Below are 21236 nucleotides of genomic sequence, written 5' to 3'. Positions count from 1 at the left end.
TTTATTTTGTATTCTGTTTTATTTCCATGTATAAGTTCCAACAGCTCCGGCATCCAGAGTCGTTGCGATCCATTTTCCATTGAATTTAATATTGAAAGTTTCGCTTGTAGCCCCATCATTTTCGACAATTAAAACTTTGGAACCAGATGGTGTTAAAAAGGCAACATTCTGTAAATTCCCGCTATTATTACTTCCAATTCTGACAGAGCCTGCCGGAACAAATTTTGAGGCATGGGCAATGATATAATACGCTACATTACGCTGAAAATTGTCGTTTGAAGTTATGGTTATGGCTCCTTTACAAGTCGTACAACCACCTTCGGTATGAGGCTGAAAAGAGGCGTTATTTGCTAAATTCCATTCTAATGCATTCTTACTGTAATTTCTCATGGAACCAATGATAACATTTTTAAGGTGCCATTTTAAATCTCCTCCAAAATCGCCTGTTGAAGAAGTCCATTGCTCTGTGAAATAAATATTTTTGCCCGGGTAAGCATTATAGACATCTGACAGTGCACTGATGTTTCCGGCATATAAATGAAACGCTGATCCGTCTACAAAAGAGAATGCAAGGGCATCGGCTAAAATTTCTTTAGGATAATTAGTATTATCACAGTTATGATCGTACGCAATAATTTTGGTGGTAATATTTGCGGTTTTGAATGCCGGTCCTAAATTATTTTTAATAAAGTTCGTTTGTTCTGCAGCAGACATATACATACTTGGATTATTTCCGTCATGTAAAGGTTCGTTTTGAGGTGTTACAGCGTCAATAGTAATACCTTCTGCTTTCATTTGCTGAATGTATTTTACAAAATATTTAGCATAAACATCATAATATTGGGTGTTGAGTTTTCCTCCGGCAAAGCTGTTTTTGTCTTTCATCCAAAGTGGCGCTGTCCAGGGGGTAGCCAGAACTAAAATTTTAGGATTAATTGCGAGGATTTCTTTTAAAACAGCAATTAGGTTTTTGTCTTTTTCTAAACTAAATTTAGCCAGATTCAAGTCTGTTTCTCCTGCTGTAAGGTCATTATAAGTGTACGTTTCAGCACTTAAATCTGAAGCACCAATGCTGATCCTGATATAACTTACTCCTATTGAATTTTGGGCAGAACCAAATAATTCCTGTAACAATGCGCTTCTTTTTGACGCATTTAACTGATTTATAACATCGACACTTCCTCCGGTTAGGGTATATCCAAAGCCATCGATGGTTTGATATTTCTGAGAGGCATTTACCTCAATATTTGCATAAGTATTGCTTATTGTACCAAATCCTAAAATTCCGGTTTGTTTTGCCAATAAAACACTTTGATCTCCTTTTGTGAGCCAAAAATCAACATCATTTATAAGTTCCGGAGCGGTAGGAGGCGGTCCGGGATCAGCAGCATCATTTGAAGATGAACATTTGACCTGAGCAAATACCATTAAGGTAAAGAACAATACCTGTATGGTGTTTTTTAAATTAAATTTCATTCTATTTGTTTTTTAGTCCGGCACTTAGTATACAATTGTTTGCATAGCATGCGCCGGGATCGTTATAGTATTTTGCAAATCGTGGTTTATCAGGGTGTAAACAATCTCTTTATCGGATTGGTTCATGACAACAGTAATTACTTTGCCATCAGCGTTTTTAAAAGAGGTGCTTATTAAGCTTTTATCGGTTATAGTTTGGATTATTCTTTTTGCGCCGGGACGAATGAATTTTGAGAAATGACCTATATAATAATACATTGGTGTATAGATTAATTCATCTTTTGTGGTATTAGCATGGAGGGGTGCAAAACAAAAGTTTCCAACATGATTGGGGCCTCCGTTTTGATCAAGTAAAATGTTCCAGTCTGTCCAGCCAACAGTTCCGTTATTAAAATCGTTGATCATGTTAAGTCCGTATCGTTCTGCATTTCCCCAAAACTGAAATTTAGAAGCATCAAATTTTTCGATACAGCCTTCTGTAAAAAGTAAGTTTTTGTTTGGAAACGCTTTGTGTACTTCTTCTACAGATTCAAATTTGGGAGTACCTCCGTTCCAGGTTTCATACCAGTGAAATCCAATTCCCCAGGCATATTTTGAAACTTCAGGATCTGAAAACACAAGATGGGCCCTTTTGGTTAGCATATCTCCGCGATTGTGATCCCAGATGATTACGTTTTTAGCACTAAGTCCTTCTTTTTCTAAAGTGGGGCCCAGAAAATTTTTCAGGAAATCCCTTTCGGCTTCCGGAGTATAAATACAGGATTCCCAACGTTGTTTTGCCATTGGTTCGTTTTGAATTGTTAATCCCCACACCGGAATTCCTTCTTTTTCGTATTCTTTTATAAATTTGACGTAATAATTGGCCCAGGATTGCGCAAATTCAGGCAATAAAACGCCGCCATGCAAAATATCATTATTGTCTTTCATAAAAGCTGGGGGACTCCATGGGCTAACAAATAAGGTTAATTTCCCGCCGGCTGTTTCAATTGCTTTTTTGATTAATGGAATCCGATATTTTCTATCATGATCAATATTGAAGGTTTTTAGATCTTTATCACCTTCTGTAACATAAGTATAGCTTTTGCTGCTAAAATCACAGCTGTGAATATTGGTTCTGGCCAGAGAATAGCCAATTCCTTTGTTCTTATCATAATAAGCTGTTAGGAATTCTTGTTGTTTTTTAGGCGATAATTTGGCAAAAACTTCAGCACTGGCATCTGTAATTGCTCCTCCAATTCCTAAAAAAGTCTGATCTGTTTTTTCAGTATCTATAGTAATAGCAACTGTTGATTCTTTTTGTTGTGAAGAAGGTTCTGAAATAAGATTATCTGATGAAGACAATCTTAAATTAGTATTTTCGGCCGTAGTAAAAACCGTAATTTTTTTATTTGTTTTGGATGCAGAAACAGCACTGCCATTTGCAGTTTTTGATGGTAAACAACTCACCTGCAAGATTAATATTGATACGAATAAGATTCTATTTATGGTTTTCATTGTTACTTCAAAAAACATTTTATTTTAAATCAAAAAGTTGAGGGTTGAATTGGATGATTCAAATCAACCCTCGTATTAACTCAAAAAATATTAATAAACAAGTGTCTGAATAGCATGTGCAGGAATTTTGACTATTGTTTTTTCTGCTGCTATAATCAAATTATAAGTCATTTCTTTATCCGTTTTATTCATAACGATCGTTGCCATAGTACCATCTGTATTTAAAAATGAAGTACTTAACAGACCGCTTCTGCTTACCGCAGAACTAACCCGTACTGCATTTAAGCGAATGAATTTTGAAAAATGCCCGATATAATAATACGATGGCGTGTAAATTAATTGCCCGGTGGTAGTATCAGCATGAATTGGTGCAAAACAAAAATTCCCAACATGGTTAGGTCCTCCGTTTTGATCTAAAAGAATATTCCAGTCCGTCCAGCCGGCAGTTCCATTATTAAAATCATTAATCATAGAGATTCCGTATCTTTCACCGTTGCCCCAGAACTGATATTTGGCAGCATCAAACTTCTCTACACAACCTTCTGTAAACAAAAGTTTTTTATCCGGATATGCTTCGTTTACTTTTGCAACATTATCAAACATTGAATCTCCGCCAGACCAGTTTTCATACCAGTGAAATCCCATTCCCCAAACATATTTTGAAGCTTCCGGATCAGAGTAAATTACATTAGCCCTGTAATTCATTAAATCACGATTGTGATCCCAGGCAATGATTTTTACATCTCCCAATTTTTCTTTTTTCAAGGTTGGCCCAAGGAAATTTTTAATAAAATCTCTTTCTGCTTCGGCAGTATAAATACAGGATTCCCAAGTTTGAACAGCCATTGGTTCATTTTGGGTTGATGTTCCCCAAATTGGAATACCTTCTTTTTCATATTCTTTTATAAACCTGGCATAGAAATTTGCCCAGGTTTGATAATATTCCGGTAATAATGTTCCTCCTTTTAGTACATCTTTATTGCTTTTCATAAAAGCATTTGGTGACCATGGAGCCACATAGGTGGTTAATTTTCCTCCTGCTGTTTTTATCGCCTGCTTTATCAACGGAATTCGATATTGCCTGTCATGATCAATAGAAAAGGTTTTTAAATCTTTATCTCCTTCTTTGATATAAGAATAGCTTCCACTGCTAAAATCAGAACTTTGTATCGTGGTTCTTAGCAATGAATAGCCTATTCCCTTTTGTTTATCATAGTAGGCATTTAAGAATTCTGTTTGTTTTTCTTTTGAAAGTTTAGCAAATATTTCGGCACTCGCATCAGTAATAGCTCCTCCAATTCCCATAAAGGTTTGAAACTTTTTAGAGGGTTCTACAAAAACAGAAGTCTCTGTTTCCAAAGGTTGTTTGGCAGCTGTAAAGGATAAGTTATCTGTAGATGTTAATCTTAAATTTGAATTTTCAGCTGTGGTATAAACGGTTATCTTTTTTCCGGTGGTTGTAAATTCTTTTTTTGTTTTTGGTTGTTGGGCAAAAGCCCCTAACGAAAACAAAAAACAAAGAGCTTTTAAACTATTTTTTTTCATTCTTTCCTTATTTTTTAAATTCCAAATTGAAGTTTTTTGGTGAACTCTTCTTCACTAAAAACTTTCGGCAGCTTAAGGATTTAAAAAATAGCCCATACTCATAATGATTATGGGCTATTTACAACCAAACTTAAACTTAACTTAAACTTTATTTTCTCTCATTTTGATTCCTGATTCCAGATTACATATTGATGCAGAACATCTTTTTAATAAAACCTGCGAAGGAAATCTTCCTGAGAATTTATTTTAGTAAAACTGTACCGCTTGATTCATCCCGTTATCAGGTTGTCTAATAATGTACATTAACAATACCAGCTGAACTATTAAGAAACTATCTCTTATTTAGTGTGCCTAATACTAATAACAGCATTAGGCATACACTCTATTTAGTTTTTAATTTCTACTATTGATAGTTAGGATTTTGTTTCAATTTAGTACCATTAAGCTCAGTGTAAGGTATTGGGAAAATCTCATCTGTACCCGCATCAAAACCTCTGTCAGATAAAGCTGCTGCTGCATCTCCCCATCTTACTAAATCAAAAAATCTATGACCTTCACCAGCTAACTCCATTCTTCTCTCGCTTTTAATAGCGGCTAATGTTACCGGTACAGAAGGCAAACCAGCTCTATCTCTAACCGCATCAAGTAATGCTTGTGCTCTGGCTCCTGATCCTAAAGCTTCTGCCTCCATTAAATAAGTATCAGCAAGTCTGATGATATATGAATTTTGCTTGTAGTTCAACTCTGCATTACCTCCACCTGTACGAACATCTGATTGTCTTGGAAGGTATTTATTTAAGAAATAACCTGTATCCTGATAAGCCGGAATGTAATCTGCTTTTCCTGCTGCTTTTAAAGCTTTCAAATCAAGAATAGTAGCTCCAAATCTTGGATCCGTTTTCATTACATCATATAATTTTTGAGTGGCAACATTGAAAGCCCATCCAGAAGGAAGATCCGGTGCAGTAGAACCAGTAGGTCTTGAGTACCCTCTTGGCCCAACCATAATATTTAAAGTGTTTCCTTCATCTTTACCAGTTCCCCAAAATGTCCAGTCAGAATTACCTGCACTGGTATGAGATACTTCTAATAAGGACTCTGCATTAAACTTATTTGAAGTCACCCATAAATCACTAAACTTACTTAGCAATTTATTTCCATATTGATTGGTTTGTCCCGGTGTACCATTCACTTGAGCCAAAACAGCAGCTGCTTCAGGTTTTTTACCTTCAAACAAATATACTTTTCCTAATATCGCCTGAGCTGCTCCTTTATTAAGTCTTCCGGCTTCAGTGTCCGGAACAACAGTATTAGGTAAAGCAGCAATAGCTTCTAATAGATCTTTTTCTATTTGCGCATACACTACCTCTGGTGCAACCTGCTCCGGGTTATAAATAGTCTGAGTTGTTAAAGGCACCAAAACCAATGGAATATTCTTAAACAATCGTACCAAATTAAAATAGTACAGTGCACGCAATGCTTTCGCTTCTGCGGCAAATCTGGCTCTTACCGTATTATCCATAGTAGCTGCCGGAAGTTTATCCAATAAGATATTTGCTCTCGAAACACCTTGATAATGATCGTTCCAGTAACTTCCCGGAATACTGATTGAAGTAAGGGAGTGAGTAGAGAAATTCTGAATACCGGTTCCATCAGTAGAACTTCCACCACCAGCATAGAAATCGTCTGATCCTGCATTTAGCATGGCTACCAGATTTTCGAATCCGCCTGTATTTTTTCTAATCGGATCGTAAACTCCCATTAAGGCAGCATAACATTGTTGTTCGTTAGAAAAGTAAGTACTTGTATCAAATTTTCCCTGCGGATCAATTGTTACAAAATCTTCAGAGCAAGATCCCAGAAAAGCCATTGCCACGGCAATGTATATATATTTAAATTTTATAGTTTTCATAATTCTTTAATTATTAAAATTGAACGTTAGCTCCTAACAGAATAGATCTCGCTTGTGGATAAACTCCTTTATCTACACCATAAACCTGACCTCCAATTTCCGGATCATACCCCGTATATTTGGTAAATGTGATTAAGTTTTCTCCTGTTACGTAAAAACGAATTTTATCTGAACCAATTTTAGAGGATAGGTTAGTTGGAAGTGTGTATCCAAGCTGAACAATCTTAAGACGTAAATAATTTCCGTTTTCCAGATAAAAATCAGACATATTAGTGAAGTTTTTATTTGGATCATTGTTCGTTAATCTAGGATAATCGTTTGAAGTTCCTTCTCCGGACCAGTGACCTAATGCACTTGTTTGATAGTTGGCATTCAAAATATCAAGTCTTCTTAGACCCTGGAAAATTTTACTTCCTGCTGATCCCTGAGTAAATGCCATGAAATCAAAGCCTTTATAATCTAAATTTACAGTAAGACCAAAAGTATATTTAGGGATGTTCGTTCCTAAAAATTGTTTATCATCATCTGTAATTTTACCATCACCATTGGTATCTGTCCAACGGAAATCCCCTGGTTTAGCATTTGGCTGGATTAAACCTCCTGCCGCATTTTTGTAGGCAGCAACTTCAGCATCATTTTGAAAAATCCCTGCCGTTTTAAAACCATAAAACTCGTTGAATGAGTGACCAACCTGTGTTCTGGTTACCGGTCCCATAGACTGGAAAGTAGCATCTCCAACAATGTAATTTGTAGATGATCCTACATAAGTAATCTCATTTTTTAAATAAGCAACATTTGCATTTACACCTAAGTTAAAGTCTCCAAGTCTTTTCTTGTAACCCAATTCAACTTCAAAACCACTGTTGTTCATATCCGCAATATTCGCAGAAGGTGCATCAACAACTCCCACATATCCTGGGATAACAACGTTTCTTAAAATTCCTTTGGTAGTCTTTTTGTAATAATCTAAAACAAGCGTAAAATCATTAAACAGTTTTGCGTCAAGACCTACAGTAGTTTGTGATGTTTCTTCCCATCCTAAATCTGCGTTAGGCAAAGTAGAGTTTCCATAACCCGTTGTAATTGCCCCTGTATTCCCAACAGAATAGTTATAACCTCCAACAACTAAAGCTCTGTATTTGAAATCATCGATATTATCATTACCTACAACTCCATAACCTCCACGTAGTTTTAAAGTGTTAACTACATTGTTTTCTTTCCAGAATCCCTCTTTTGAAAGAACCCATCCTAAAGAGAATGAAGGGAAAACCCCGAATTTTTTATTTTCACCAAAACGAGTCGATCCATCACGGCGAATGATCCCTGTGAAAAGATATTTTTCTAAATAATCATAATTTGCACGTAAAAACAAAGAAGCTAATTTATGTTCTGTAAGATCACTTGCTCTGTTTACACGGTCAGTCTGAGGAATGTCAAAGTTAAAAGAGGCATCTTTGTAGCTTGTAATGGGTAAACCATACATAGTCACTCCGATAGTACCACCAATGTTTTCAACGTAAGCTCCCTGTCCTGCCAAAACGTTTACAGTATGATTTCCGAATTTATTAGAATAGGTTAAAATGTTTTCAAGAGTCCAGGCCAATGATTTATTATTATCCTGACTGTAGTTATTACGATCTTCTTTCATATTTGGATTTAGGAAAAAAGTAGGTGTAAACCCTTGTTTCCCCCAATATGATATTTTACCACCAAGTGTAGTTCTGAATTTTAAATGACTTGTAATGTTTGCTTCTAAATAAGCATTTCCAACAAAATCATCTGACCAGTCATAACCTCCCAGTCTTGTTTGTGTATATGCCAGAGGATTTGTCATCTCTTGTTGTACCAAAGAAGAAATTCCGTAAAGATTTCCGTTTGCATCTCTAACAGCATTTGGGTTGGTATAAAAACCAGTTCCGGCAACTGCAGGATCCGTAACCACTAATGGAGTAAGAGGATCTAAGTTAATTGCAGAACTTAAAGGTCCTCCAAATTCGCTGTTTGTATTTCCAATACCTTTAGTTTTTTGGTGAGTGTACCCAAAAGTCTGACCAAACGTAAAGTAATCCGAAATTTTATGTGTTGAATTTAAACGGAAATTTTTCTTTGTATACTCCGAAATATCTGTCGCAACAATACCTTCCTGATCTTGTATTCCAAAAGAAACATAAAAAGTAGATTTTTCGCCACCACCACTAAAACTTAATTCGTGCGTGTATCTAAAAGCTGAATCATTAAAGATGGCATCCTGCCAGTCTGTACCTTTACCAAAAGAAGCCGGATTGGCATATTTAATACCGCCACCGTCTGCTATAGACTTATCGTTCATTATTTTTGCATACTGTGAAGCATTCAGCATGTCCAACTTTTTAGCCGGACCCGAAATACCTGCAAAACCATTATAACTTACTGAAATTTTCCCTGATTTTCCTTTTTTAGTGGTTACAAGGATAACCCCTGTTGCTGCACGAGTACCATAAATTGCAGCAGAAGCAGCATCTTTAAGAACTTCGATAGATTCAATATCACTTTGATTGATAAAACCAACTGCGTTTGCATCTATTGCAACACCATCAACAACCCATAGAGGATCATTTCCTCCTTCTCTAAAAGTAGTTATACCTCTAATACGAACCTTCGATTTTTCACCAGGTTGTCCGGAAACAGCAGCTACAGATACCCCGGCTACCCTTCCTTGTAATGATTGTTCGACTCTTCCATTAGGAACTTTTTCAAGGTCAGCTGCTTTTACACTGGAGATTGCCCCTGTAACAACTGATTTCTTTTGAGTACCATATCCTACTACTACAACCTCATTTAATGATTGTGATTCAGGTTTTAATTGAATTGTAATTTTTGTTCTTCCGTTTACAGATTCATTAATTGGAGAATACCCGATAAAAGTAACGGTTAATACACCGTTTGAAGGTACTTGAATTTGGAATTTTCCATCAAAATCAGATGCCGTTGCCTTCGTTGTACCTTTTATTAAAATAGTAGCACCCGGAACAGGCATTCCACTTTCATCATTTATAACTCCGTTTACAGTGACATCCTGTGCCACAGCTATAACCGAGAATAACAAAGACGAAATACAAAAAATAAGTAATTTTGTTAATTTCATTTTTCTAAAAATTTTGGTTAATTAATTAGTAATTTGATGCAATAATAATGTTAATTTTTTACTATTAGCAACTAATTTTCACTACAAAAACACATCAAACCAAATTTTAATACATTACAAAAACACATCATTTTTAACATAAACATATGATTTACAATAAATTAAAAATTAATTTTTAGATGTTATGAAAATGTTAATTACAGAAATAAACACTACACTTGCCTTAGATTGTTTATTTTTATAAAAAATACAGTCTTCTACATCGTGATAGTAGAGACAAAAACGCCATAAACCACTACAAAACAAACACTTAACCAGTAAAAATTAAAAAAATTATGAAATTGATAAAATCATATTTTATTATTACTTTTTTTACATTATTCACAATTACATTTTTCGGACAAGTTAAAAACATAGGGCTTCCGGACGTAAGAAATTACAAACGAAACGAATACAAAGGAGGTACTCAAAACTGGAATATTGGTCAGGATAAAAATGGAAACTTATATTTTGCAAATAATAACGGCCTTTTACAATTTGACGGATCGTCCTGGAGAAAATATCCGTTACCCAACCTAACTTCAGTACGCTGTCTTAAAATTGATGATTCAGGGAAAATTTTTGTTGGAGGATATAACGAATTCGGCTATTTCAAACCAAATAATAAAGGAAGGCTCGAATACACATCATTAGCTAAAAAAGTAGACAAAAACAAAATCAAAATAATTGACTTTATCTGGAAAATTCATTCCTTAAACAATCAGACTATTTTTCAGTCTTTCGCGCGGGCTTACATTTTAAAAAACGGGAAACTCTCTATATTAAAAGCACCTAAAAGATTTCAATTTTCATTTCAGGTTAACAACAAACTTTATTTTCAGGATATCGAAAAAGGTATTTTAGAATATCGCGATGAGAAATTAATCCCTTTAGCCAATACCACTACCTTAAACAATACCGAAATCTGGGGCATGTATACCCTATCGAAAGATAAGATGCTAATAATTACCTTAGAAAAAGGGTTGTTCATTTATGAAAACAACAGTATCACACCCTGGAAATCAGAAGCTAATGATTTTGTCAAAAAAAATAACTCATTAGGAGGCGTCACGATCAACAAAAACTTTATTGTTTTAAATTCCGTATTAGACGGCATTATTATTTGCGATTTTAATGGCAAAATAATCCAGCATGTAAATCGAAAAAAAGGATTGCAAAATAATACTGTTTTAACCTCTTTTATAGACAACAAAAACAACCTATGGCTTGGACTGGACAACGGTATAGCGTTTTTAAATGAAAGTTCACCATTTACCTATTTTGGATTTAGCTATGACATTAGTACGGTATATGCTTCTGTAATTCACCAGGGAAACCTGTATGTTGCTACAAATCAAGGTGTTTTTTATCACGCCTGGAACAATAGTTTTAAGGAAGATGTTTTTAAACTTGTCGAAGGAACTACTGCGCAATCATGGAATGTTCAGGTAATTGACAATCAACTAATTTGCTCTAATAACAGAGGAGCATTAGCCATTCAGGGAGGAAGAGTAACCCACACTATAGATTCTAAAGGGTATTTTGGATTCAAAAATATACCCAACCATCCTGGCTTTTTTATTGGCTCTAATTACGATGGATTTGCTGTATTTCAAAAAACGGCTAATGGGCTAATATTCAAAAATCAAATTTCAGGCTTCGACAAATCATCCAATAGCTTTGAGCTGGATGAATCCTACTTATGGCTTAAAAAAGACGAATCAATATACCGAATGCAACTTAGTACTGATTTGACAAGATTTTCCATAATCAAAAAAATAGATCAGCTATCTCCTTTTTACAAGAACATTGGCAGCCTTCAAAAAATTGGTGGAAAGATCTATTTCCAAACTAATAATCACTTTTACAAATTCTCTAAAGAACAGGATTTGTTTTATGAAGACAAGAACCTGTCGGCATTATTCAAAAATATTCCGGTCATAAATGCTTTAAGCGAAGATTCACAATCGAACTTGTGGTATACATTTGATGAATCTCTTGGGGTATTAATGAAACAAAATAATCAATACAAAAATATTGTTGCCCCATTTTCAAACTTAACAGGCAATCTGGTAAGCAATTATTTATCTGTAAATACGATAGATTCAAAAAACATTTTTATTGGCTTAACGGATGGCCTGGCGCATTACGATTCAAAATTACTGAACAATTTTGTTACAAAACCAAAGGCCTTCATTAGAAGTTTTTCATTTCCGGGTGACACCATCGTTTTAGGAAATAATCAAAATAAAATAGAAAATGTCCGAATTCCCTATTCGTCAAATCATGTGCGATTTACGTTTTCATCTCCCACTTATGAAAATCTGGAGAATGTTCAGTTCTCCTATCAATTAGAACCTTTTGATGAGAAATGGAGCAACTGGTCTACGATTTCAATTAAAGAATATACCAACCTGCGGGAAGGAGAATATAAAATGAACGTAAAGGTTCGAAACAGTTACGGAATTCAATCTGAACCTTCAACACTTTCTTTTACCGTTTCACCACCCTGGTACAGACATTTTCTGGCTTATATGCTGTACTTCACATTAATCATAATAGGTGTTTTTTTAATTTCAAGCAGGATAAAAATGAAAATCAGAAAAAACAAATATTACGAGACTATCGAGCAACGAAGACTTTATCTTGAAAAAGAATCAAAAATAAGACAAGAACAATTTGACCTTGAGAAAGAAATTGAAAAATTGAAAAATGACAAACTTCAAATCAAAATCCTCGCAAAAGACAAAGAACTGGTTAATAATTCACTACAAGTAGTTAAGAAAAACAAAATACTAAACGGAATCATTCACAAACTAAAAGAAATTGACGTTGAAGCACTTGATGACTCTACTAAATTTCAGGTCAACAAATTAAACAAAAGCATTGTTAAAGAAGTAAACACGGATAAAAGCTGGAAAGATTTAGAAAAACACATTAAAAATGTACACTTTGAGTTCCTTAAACGATTAAAAGAAAAATATCCAACGATATCTTCCCGGGAACTCGATCTTTCTACTTATTTACTGATGAATATGTCTACCAAAGAAATAGCCGAGATTATGAACATTTCAACCGGGGGTGTCGAACTGGCAAGATACCGCCTAAGAAAGAAACTGGGCCTGAATAAAAAAGAAAACCTGATTGGGTTCTTAATGAGTATTTAAATAAAGCAGGAAAGCCATTCGTTGTCGCGAATGGCTTTCCTGTTTTGTTTTCAATTTTCTATCAATCAATAAATTCTAATGTTCGCTCTAAAGCCATGCCTCTTGAACCTTTAATGAGAATTGTATTTTCATTAAAATGGAGTGTTTTCAAATAAGCCGCAAAAGTCTCAAAAGTCTCAAAAAAATGAACATTTTCACGGGCCACTTTATTTTCATAAAATGATTTCCCTATTAAGTAACATATCGATTTATCCTGATTTAACAACGAATCTGCCACTATTTTATGTTCTTGCTGACTTTCATCACCCAACTCAAACATATCTCCTAAAATCATTATTTTGTTGTCATTTTCCAGTTGCAGGAAATTACTAATCGCAACAGCCATACTACTCGGATTGGCATTGTAAGCATCCAGAATAATCTGATTTGTACCTTTTCTCAATAATTGCGACCTGTTATTCTCCGGCACATAACTTTCTATCGCCGCTTTGATATCGCTTTCATCAACTTTAAAATAATAGCCCATTGCAACTGCTGCATTGATATTATTAGCATTATAAAGTCCTATTAAATGCGATTTTAAACCAAAATTATTATACGCTATAGCAACAAAAGGATTTGCACTTAATTCTTTGATATTTAAATCTGAGCTATCCTTGTTCACTCCAAAAGTGAAAGATTTAATTCCAACAGATTTTTCAATCTGAATTGGATCTTCAAGATTTACAAAAACCAGTTTATCGTTTTTAGCAAGGTACTGATACATCTCGCTTTTGCCTTCTATTACTCCTTCAACACCTCCAAAACCTTCCAGATGCGCCTTTCCAAAATTGGTAATATAACCGTAATCAGGTTGTGCAATTTCACACAAAAACTCAATTTCCTTCTTATGGTTCGCCCCCATTTCAACAATTCCAATCTCAGTTTCTTTCGTAAAAGACAACAATGTTAACGGAACGCCAATATGGTTATTTAAATTTCCTACCGTTGCTTTGGCTTTATACTTTTTAGACAAAACAACATTTATAAGTTCTTTTGTAGTTGTTTTTCCGTTACTTCCGGTTAAGGCTACAATGGGTAATTTTAAATATGTCCGATGAAATTTTGCCAGTTCCTGCAATGTTTGTAAGCTGTTGTCGACCACAATAGTCCTTTCATCAATAACATAAGATGCATTATCGACGATAACATATAAAGCACCTAATTCTAAAGCTTTTGCCGCAAATGTATTGGCATCAAAATTTTCGCCTTTAATAGCAAAAAACAGAGAATCCTCTTCAATTTTTCTGGTATCAATTGAAACCGATTTACATTGTAAAAATAAATTATGAATGTCTTGAATGTTCATTTATAAACAATTTTATGGATCATAAAAATAGAAAAAAAACAATACAAAAAATCCAAATTCCTTACTGAAATATTCAGCTTTTGGAATTTGGATTTTTTATTATTGAAATTTCTAAAACTTAATTTCTAGGCGATTTTCTTTTTTCAGCTTTTGCACCTACTCTGGACATTGCACATCTAAATCCGATGTAATCTGTTGCCATATCCTGAGGGAAATATCTTCTTTGAGCCGGGTCTAACCAATATGCTCTGTCTCTCCATGAACCGCCTTTGTAAACTCTTACATTATCATCGATTAAAGTAGTACGCTTACTAGAGTTGTCATATTTTCTAACCATCTGACCTAAACTATCTGTAGTTACATTATGCTTAGGAGAGTTGTACATAGACTGATCTGCTTTTGATCCTGCTTCTGAATCTCCAAAGTCAAAATATTTAGAGGATTGTTTATCACCATCTCTATAGTTGATATTGTCACTTGTACTAAAGTTTTGTCTCAAATACGTTTCATTTTCATCAACTGGAACCTGAGCAATTTCTCCTGGCAAGTTTGTAGCCACTTTTTTACCGTTGCTTAAAGTTTTGTATTGAATATTATCTTTAGTGATAATCTCAATTTTACCATCTTTACCAATTTTGTTCTTAGCATATTGATTTCCTCTAAAGTAGTTGAAATCATTCGCTTCATTATCAATAATAGGTCTGTAAACATCGGCAACCCATTCAGCTACGTTTCCAGCCATATCGTATAATCCAAAATCATTAGGAGCATAGCTTTTTACAGAATTTGTAATATCTGCACCATCATCAGACCAACCTGCAATTCCACCGTAATCACCGTTTCCTTGTTTAAAGTTAGCCAATTGATCTCCTTTGTTTTTACGTTTAGCTGAACGTGTATAATCTCCGGACCAAGGATATTTCTTTTGTCCTTTATATATATTGTATTCTCTTTGTCCAACATCAGCTGCAGCAGCATATTCCCATTCTGCTTCAGTAGGAAGTCTGTATTCTGGCAGGATAATTCCTGAAGAACGTTGTGCATACACATTTTTCTCTTCCGGTACTACACCGTCTTTTCCTGCTTTTGGTCTTCTTCCATTTGGATTTTTCTTCAAAACAAGTTCTTCGCTACCACCATAAGTAGTACTTGGAGAAGCAACATATGCTTCTGTATTAAAGATACTTTCAGCAGTAACATCTTGTGTTTTAGCCCCTTTTTTAAGGTATCCGTTTTTCTCTAAAACGGCTTCGTTTACACGGTCAGTTCTCCATTTACTAAATTCAACAGCCTGAATCCAGTTTACCCCTACTACAGGATAGTTAGCGTAAGATGGGTGTCTTAAATAGTTATTAGTCATCGTTTCGTTGTAACCTAAACGATTTCTCCATACTAAAGTATCAGGAGACGCACCTTCATAAATATTTTTGTAATTTTCTTCTGTTGGTGGAAAAACTTTCTTTAACCACTCCAGGTACTCTAAGTACATACCATTTGTAACTTCAGTTTCATCCATATAGAATGACTGAACGTGTTGTTGAGTAGGTGTGTTATTCCAATCATGCATAACATCATCCTGTACTTTACCCATAGTAAACGTACCTCCCTCAACAAAAACTAAACCAGGACCAGCCTGTTGTTTTTTTCCTGCATTTCTGGCAGCAGTTCCATTCTGACTATCTACATCCCAACCAGTTGCTCTGGAAGCGTGACTGGAACTCGATTTTTTGCTACAACTAGCCGTGCCCAACATCAATACCATTGACATCATTAATTGCAAGACTACAATTTTGTTTACTTTCATACTCATTCTTAGGTGATAAATTTAGGTGCTGCAATATAATAATTAACATTTAATTAGCAACATCTGTTCTAATAATTTTATTTAGCTGTTTTTTACCAGAAAATAACCTATAGTTACGAACGCAAAAATATACTTTTTATTATTTACTATAACATGAAATACTATATTTTTACTTACTAAAATATTTTTAATTTAAAACCGTTTTTCCAACTGATGAAACAAGCCCTAATCTTATATCTTTTTTTGATTCCTCTTATCTCATTTTCCCAGATAAATGGGAGCTTCACATTAGATTGGCAAAATAAAAAGGAGATGGGTTTTGGTGACTCAAAAATAAAAATACCATACTTTTCGGGAAACAGTTTTAGGTACGACACTACTAAAAAAAGCATAATATTGTTACTAAACCTGAATGAATCGGGTTATTCAGACAGCAATTCCGTTCAAATTAGCAACATTATTTACGAATCAATATCAATTGCAGACTTAGGCGACTTATCAAAGGAAAGCATACCCGAAAAACCAAATGAAACGTTAAATACGACCACATCAAGAGATAGAAAACAGACCTTCTTATCATTATCTCCTATAATAAAGGAAGGAAATGTATTTAAAAAAATAAAATCATTTTCTTACACTACAACAAGTTCAGCCTCAGTAAACAGCAGCACATCTTCTTTTCAAAAAACCAATGCGGTCTACAATTCCGTTTTAGCTTCCGGAGACTGGTATCGTTTTTATATCGAAAAATCAGGTGTATATAAAATTTCAAAATCATTTTTACAAAGTCTGGGTTTTGATCCCGCTAAGTCAGACCCGAGAAGAATAAAGATTTACGGAAACGGCGGAAGAATGCTGCCACTGCCCAACAGCACGTACTACCCTGAAGATCTAACTGAAAACGCTATACAGGTTATTGGAGAAAGCGACGGAACATTCAACAATGAAGACTATATCCTTTTCTATGGTGAAGGAGTTAACAATTGGAGCACGGAAAGCCAGACCAACCTTAATTTATACGACACAAAATCATATTATTACATCACAACTACCGGCAGCGAGGGAAAACGCATTTCAAACCTAAACCAGCCAACGGGAAATACCACCCTGGAACTAAACACTTTTGACGACTATCAATTTCATGAAATCGACAAAACGAACATTGCCCACCTGGGCCGCCAATGGTACGGAGAATCTTTTGACATCAATCAGGAACAGGAATTCGAATTTAATTTCCCCAATATTGACACTTCAACACCTGTAAAAATACAATTAAATGCAGCTTCGGCAGCTTATACCCCTACTTCATTTATCGTTTCTGCAAACGGACAAAATATTGGCTCAATTAATTTTCAGGCTTTATCTTCTGGTTCTGACCTGAAATTTTACGAACAAAAACTCCCTGCCAACAGCTCTTTTACAGGTTCTGAAAACATAAAAATAAAACTTACCTATAATAATAACGGCGTTCCCGGATCAAAAGGATACCTGGACTACATCAATTTAATCGCAAAAAGAAAACTATCAGGCACAGGAAAACAATTTAATTTTCAATACGACTTAGCCGGCGCAACAGCAGGAATCGCAAATTATACCATTGGAAACGCTTCAGGCATTTCACAAATTTGGGATATTACAGACCTATATAATATATCTAAAATAGAAAACACAAACCAGACTAGTTTTAGCTTTAAAGCTTCGCTGGGAGAAGTTAGAAAATACATCGCCATTGATCCTTCAGATTATTTCACCCCTTTAAAAGAAAGCCAGTCCAAAGTGGTTAATCAAAATTTAAAAGGAACTCTTTTCAAAAATGCCCAAAACAGCTTTCAGGATATCGATTATGTAATTGTCACTCCCAAATCCTTAGTTACCCAAGCCGAAAAATTAGCCAGCTTTCATCGGACAAATTCTAATCTCAATGTAAAAGTCATTGCATTAGAAAACATCTATCAGGAATTTTCTTCAGGAAAGCAGGACATTGCCGCTATCAGAAACTGCATCAAATACATCTACAACAACGCTTCAGCCCCAGAAAAAAGAATAAAATATTTAAATTTATTTGGAGACGCGTCCTTTGATTACAAAAACAGAATCGAAAACAATAATAATATTGTACCTATATATCAATCTGTAACCAGCAACACAACCGGAGAAGCATCATTTGCATCTGATGATTTTTACGCCCTGATGGATCCCAACGAAGGGGTAGTTGTATTCCCTTTTGGAGGAATTGATATTGCAACAGGAAGAATGCTCGTTTCAGACAACGCGCAAGCAGCCGAAATGGTCAATAAAGTTTTAGAATACCATGACACTAAATCGTATGGAAACTGGCGCAATAATATCGTAATGATTAGCGACGATTCTGATCAGGCTTCAGATGTAACAATACAATCCCGTCTAAACAATCTGGCAGATGTTATAGGTACCCAAAAGCCATTTTTCAATATAGAGAAAATCCTTTTAGACGCTTACACACAAGAAGCATCAGCAGGAGGGGCAAGGTACCCAAAAGCAAGAACAGACCTGTTTAATGCTTTCGAAAAAGGTGCTTTAGTCTTTAATTATTTAGGACATGGTGGCGAAGATGGCCTCGCAGGTGAACGAATTTGGGAAAAATCAGACGGGCAAAATTTAAACAATCAATACAAATACCCTTTATTCATTACCATAACTTGTGAGTTTTCAAGATTCGATGACCCAACAAGACCAACAGCCGGCGAGTATACTTTCTGGAATCCAAAAGGCGGCGCCATCTCAATGTTGACAACCATACGCGCAATCGGGCAATTTAACGCCGAGAACTTTAACGACAGCTTAAGCAAAAATTTATTTTCTTACGGATCTAACCAATACACTACAATTGCCGAATCACTTCGTATTTCTAAAAATGAAAACCCAAGTTCAGCCAGTAATGTAATTTTTTACATTGGAGATCCAGCCATAACACTAGCGATTCCAAAACCCAGAATTAATTTAACAAAAGTAAATGATATTGTGATTTCTCAAACAATTCCCGATTTCCAGTCTTTGGCAAAAATTAAAATTTCAGGTGAAATTACAGATGAGAACAATAATCTTTTAAGCAATTATAATGGCGAACTGGCAACAGCAATTTTCGACAAATTAATCACTACCACGACCTTAAATAATGATGGATATAGCCCTGCAATGTCATTTAAGGTTTTAGGGGAAACGATCTTCAGAGGAAATGCCTCTGTAACCAATGGTCAGTTTGAATTTACCTTTGTAGTTCCTCGCGATATAAGAATTCCTGTCGATTATGGCCGAATTAGCTTTTATGCAAAAAAAAATCAGCCATTAGAAAACCAATCCGGTTACAATACAGCTATAAAAATTGGCGGAATAAATCAAAATGCACCTCAGGACAATATAAGTCCAAAAGTGAAGTTATATATGAACGATGAAACTTTTGTGTCAGGTGGAATTACAAATGAATCGCCATTTTTATTAGCGTTTCTTGAGGATGAAAATGGTATTAATACTGCAAGCGGAATCGGACATGATATTGTAGCAATTTTAGACGGAGATGTAAGTAATCCCTATGTTTTGAATGATTATTATCAAACAAAACTGGATGATTACACCAACGGAAACTTACGTTTCCCTTTGCGAAATTTAGCCGCCGGAATGCATACAATATCTTTTACGGCATGGGATGTTTATAACAATCCCGTAACCAGTGAAATACAATTTATAGTTGTTGGAGATGAAACATTAACATTATCACACGTTCTTAATTACCCAAATCCTTTTTCGACTTATACCCAGTTTTGGTTTTCACATAACAGGCCTTACGAACCCTTAGATGTTCAGGTTCAGGTCATGACTATTACCGGAAAAGTCGTATGGACAAAAAATCAAATCATTACAACCGAAGGTTTTTTATCCAGAGAAATAACCTGGGACGGAAAAGATGATTTTGGTGACAGAATAGGAAAAGGTGTGTATATTTACAAACTCACAGTGAAATCAAACTTAACAAATAAAAAGGCAGAAAAATACGAAAAGCTTGTCATCTTATAATAATCTATATATTTGTATCATAAATACCATATTTACGTAAATGAAAAAAATATCACACCTATTAATTTGCTTTTTAATTATTTCATACGCAAAAGCCCAAACCATTGAACGCCCTATAACCACCGGAGTTCCATTTTTATTAGTAGCAGCAGATGCCAGAGCAGCCGGTTTGGCAGATCAGGGGGTCGCTACTTCATCCGATGCTTTTTCTCAACAATGGAATCCTGCCAAGTATGCTTTTTCAGTAGACAAACAAGGTTTTTCTATTAGCTACACCCCTTATTTAACAGACTTAGCCAATGACATCTCATTGGGCCAGGTAACCTATTACAACAAAATCAACGAAAGAAGTGCCTTTGCAGGTAGTTTTCGTTATTTTGGTTTTGGAGATATCGAACTAAGAACAACAGGAGATCCAAATGAAGCCGCAAGAATTGTTTCCCCAAACGAATTTGCCCTAGACGGGTCATATTCATTAAAACTAAGCGAAACATTCTCAATGGCAGTAGCCGCGAGATACATTCGTTCTAACCTGAAAATTGCTTCAGAAGATATCGACGCTTCGCCTGCCAGTACTTTTGCTGTAGACGTTGCAGGATTTTATCAATCAGAAGAAATTGCATATTCAGACTTTAACGGAAGATGGAGAGCCGGGTTCAACATGCAAAATCTTGGTCAAAAAATAAGCTACGATAATGACGATTTAAGTTCCAACTTTTTACCAGCCAACCTTCGATTAGGTGGTGGTTTCGATTTTATTTTAGATGACTATAATAAAGTAGCACTTAGTGTTGAATTTACCAAACTGTTAGTACCAACTCCTCCGGGACCCGGAACACCGGTAGACGCAAATGGAGATGGAGACTACAATGATGTTGGAGACATTTCTCAGGAACAGGCAGATGCCGCAAACTACAAAAAGTACAACGACATAGGCTGGGTTTCCGGAATTTTTAAATCTTTTGGAGATGCTCCGGGCGGATTTAGCGAAGAATTAAAAGAAATCACTTACAGCGCAGCAGCAGAATATATGTACCAGGATGCTTTTGCATTACGTGCAGGATATTTTCACGAAAGCCCAATGAAAGGGGCAAGACAGTTTTTCTCTTTAGGGGCCGGTTTTAAATACAACGTCGTAAAAGTCGATGTTTCGTATTTATTTTCAACTTCAAAAGTTAAAAATCCGTTAGAAAATACACTTCGTTTTTCTTTAACCTTTAACTTTGGCGACAAATACGAGGTTTATTAAACACAAAACATAAATAAAACAATAACAA

At 35.2% G+C, this 21236-nt stretch carries 10 protein-coding genes; 3 read left to right on the top strand and 7 right to left on the bottom strand.

The window, feature by feature from the left end:
• Positions 1 to 18: 18 nt before the first annotated feature.
• The 5 genes from ACHRWY_RS22185 to ACHRWY_RS22165 all read right to left on the bottom strand — a co-directional run bounded on the left by ACHRWY_RS22185 (position 19) and on the right by ACHRWY_RS22165 (position 9551).
• On the bottom strand, positions 19 to 1476 hold the full coding sequence (locus ACHRWY_RS22185; RefSeq protein ID WP_395357579.1) for a glycoside hydrolase family 30 beta sandwich domain-containing protein: 1458 nt from the start codon (positions 1474 to 1476) through the stop codon (positions 19 to 21).
• Positions 1477 to 1500: 24 nt separating this feature from the next.
• A complete protein-coding gene (locus ACHRWY_RS22180; RefSeq protein WP_395357578.1) occupies positions 1501 to 2970 on the bottom strand; it encodes a glycoside hydrolase family 30 beta sandwich domain-containing protein in 1470 nt (489 codons plus the stop codon).
• A gap of 90 nt (positions 2971 to 3060) precedes the next feature.
• Positions 3061 to 4515 (bottom strand): glycoside hydrolase family 30 beta sandwich domain-containing protein, encoded by a 1455-nt coding sequence (locus ACHRWY_RS22175; protein ID WP_395357577.1) that lies wholly within the window; start codon positions 4513 to 4515, stop codon positions 3061 to 3063.
• A gap of 403 nt (positions 4516 to 4918) precedes the next feature.
• Positions 4919 to 6427: a RagB/SusD family nutrient uptake outer membrane protein gene (locus ACHRWY_RS22170; RefSeq protein WP_395357576.1), complete on the bottom strand. Its 1509-nt coding sequence runs from the start codon at positions 6425 to 6427 to the stop codon at positions 4919 to 4921.
• Positions 6428 to 6440: 13 nt separating this feature from the next.
• Entirely contained in the window at positions 6441 to 9551 is a 3111-nt protein-coding gene (locus ACHRWY_RS22165) for a SusC/RagA family TonB-linked outer membrane protein (RefSeq protein ID WP_395357575.1), read from the bottom strand.
• 335 nt (positions 9552 to 9886) lie between these two features.
• On the opposite strand from ACHRWY_RS22165, the gene ACHRWY_RS22160 reads away from it, so the two are divergent.
• Positions 9887 to 12757 (top strand): triple tyrosine motif-containing protein, encoded by a 2871-nt coding sequence (locus ACHRWY_RS22160; protein ID WP_395357574.1) that lies wholly within the window; start codon positions 9887 to 9889, stop codon positions 12755 to 12757.
• A 61-nt stretch (positions 12758 to 12818) separates the two neighbouring features.
• Here ACHRWY_RS22160 and murF read toward each other — a convergent pair whose 3' ends face one another.
• Together murF and gldJ are read right to left on the bottom strand one after the other, a co-directional pair.
• Entirely contained in the window at positions 12819 to 14105 is a 1287-nt protein-coding gene (gene murF / locus ACHRWY_RS22155) for a UDP-N-acetylmuramoyl-tripeptide--D-alanyl-D-alanine ligase (RefSeq protein ID WP_395357573.1), read from the bottom strand.
• A gap of 118 nt (positions 14106 to 14223) precedes the next feature.
• Positions 14224 to 15909: a gliding motility lipoprotein GldJ gene (gldJ, locus tag ACHRWY_RS22150; protein WP_395357663.1), complete on the bottom strand. Its 1686-nt coding sequence runs from the start codon at positions 15907 to 15909 to the stop codon at positions 14224 to 14226.
• A 213-nt stretch (positions 15910 to 16122) separates the two neighbouring features.
• On the opposite strand from gldJ, the gene porU reads away from it, so the two are divergent.
• The gene (porU, locus tag ACHRWY_RS22145) at positions 16123 to 19959 is read left to right on the top strand and encodes a type IX secretion system sortase PorU (protein ID WP_395357572.1); all 3837 of its coding nucleotides are present in this window, start codon (positions 16123 to 16125) and stop codon (positions 19957 to 19959) included.
• A 40-nt stretch (positions 19960 to 19999) separates the two neighbouring features.
• Entirely contained in the window at positions 20000 to 21208 is a 1209-nt protein-coding gene (gene porV, locus ACHRWY_RS22140) for a type IX secretion system outer membrane channel protein PorV (RefSeq protein ID WP_395357571.1), read from the top strand.
• Positions 21209 to 21236: the final 28 nt, after the last annotated feature.

It is taken from the genome of Flavobacterium sp. FlaQc-48 (assembly GCF_044007335.1).
Classification (GTDB): domain Bacteria; phylum Bacteroidota; class Bacteroidia; order Flavobacteriales; family Flavobacteriaceae; genus Flavobacterium.
The sequence above is the reverse complement of the archived record's forward strand: the minus strand, read 5'-3'. Positions and strand labels throughout refer to the sequence as shown.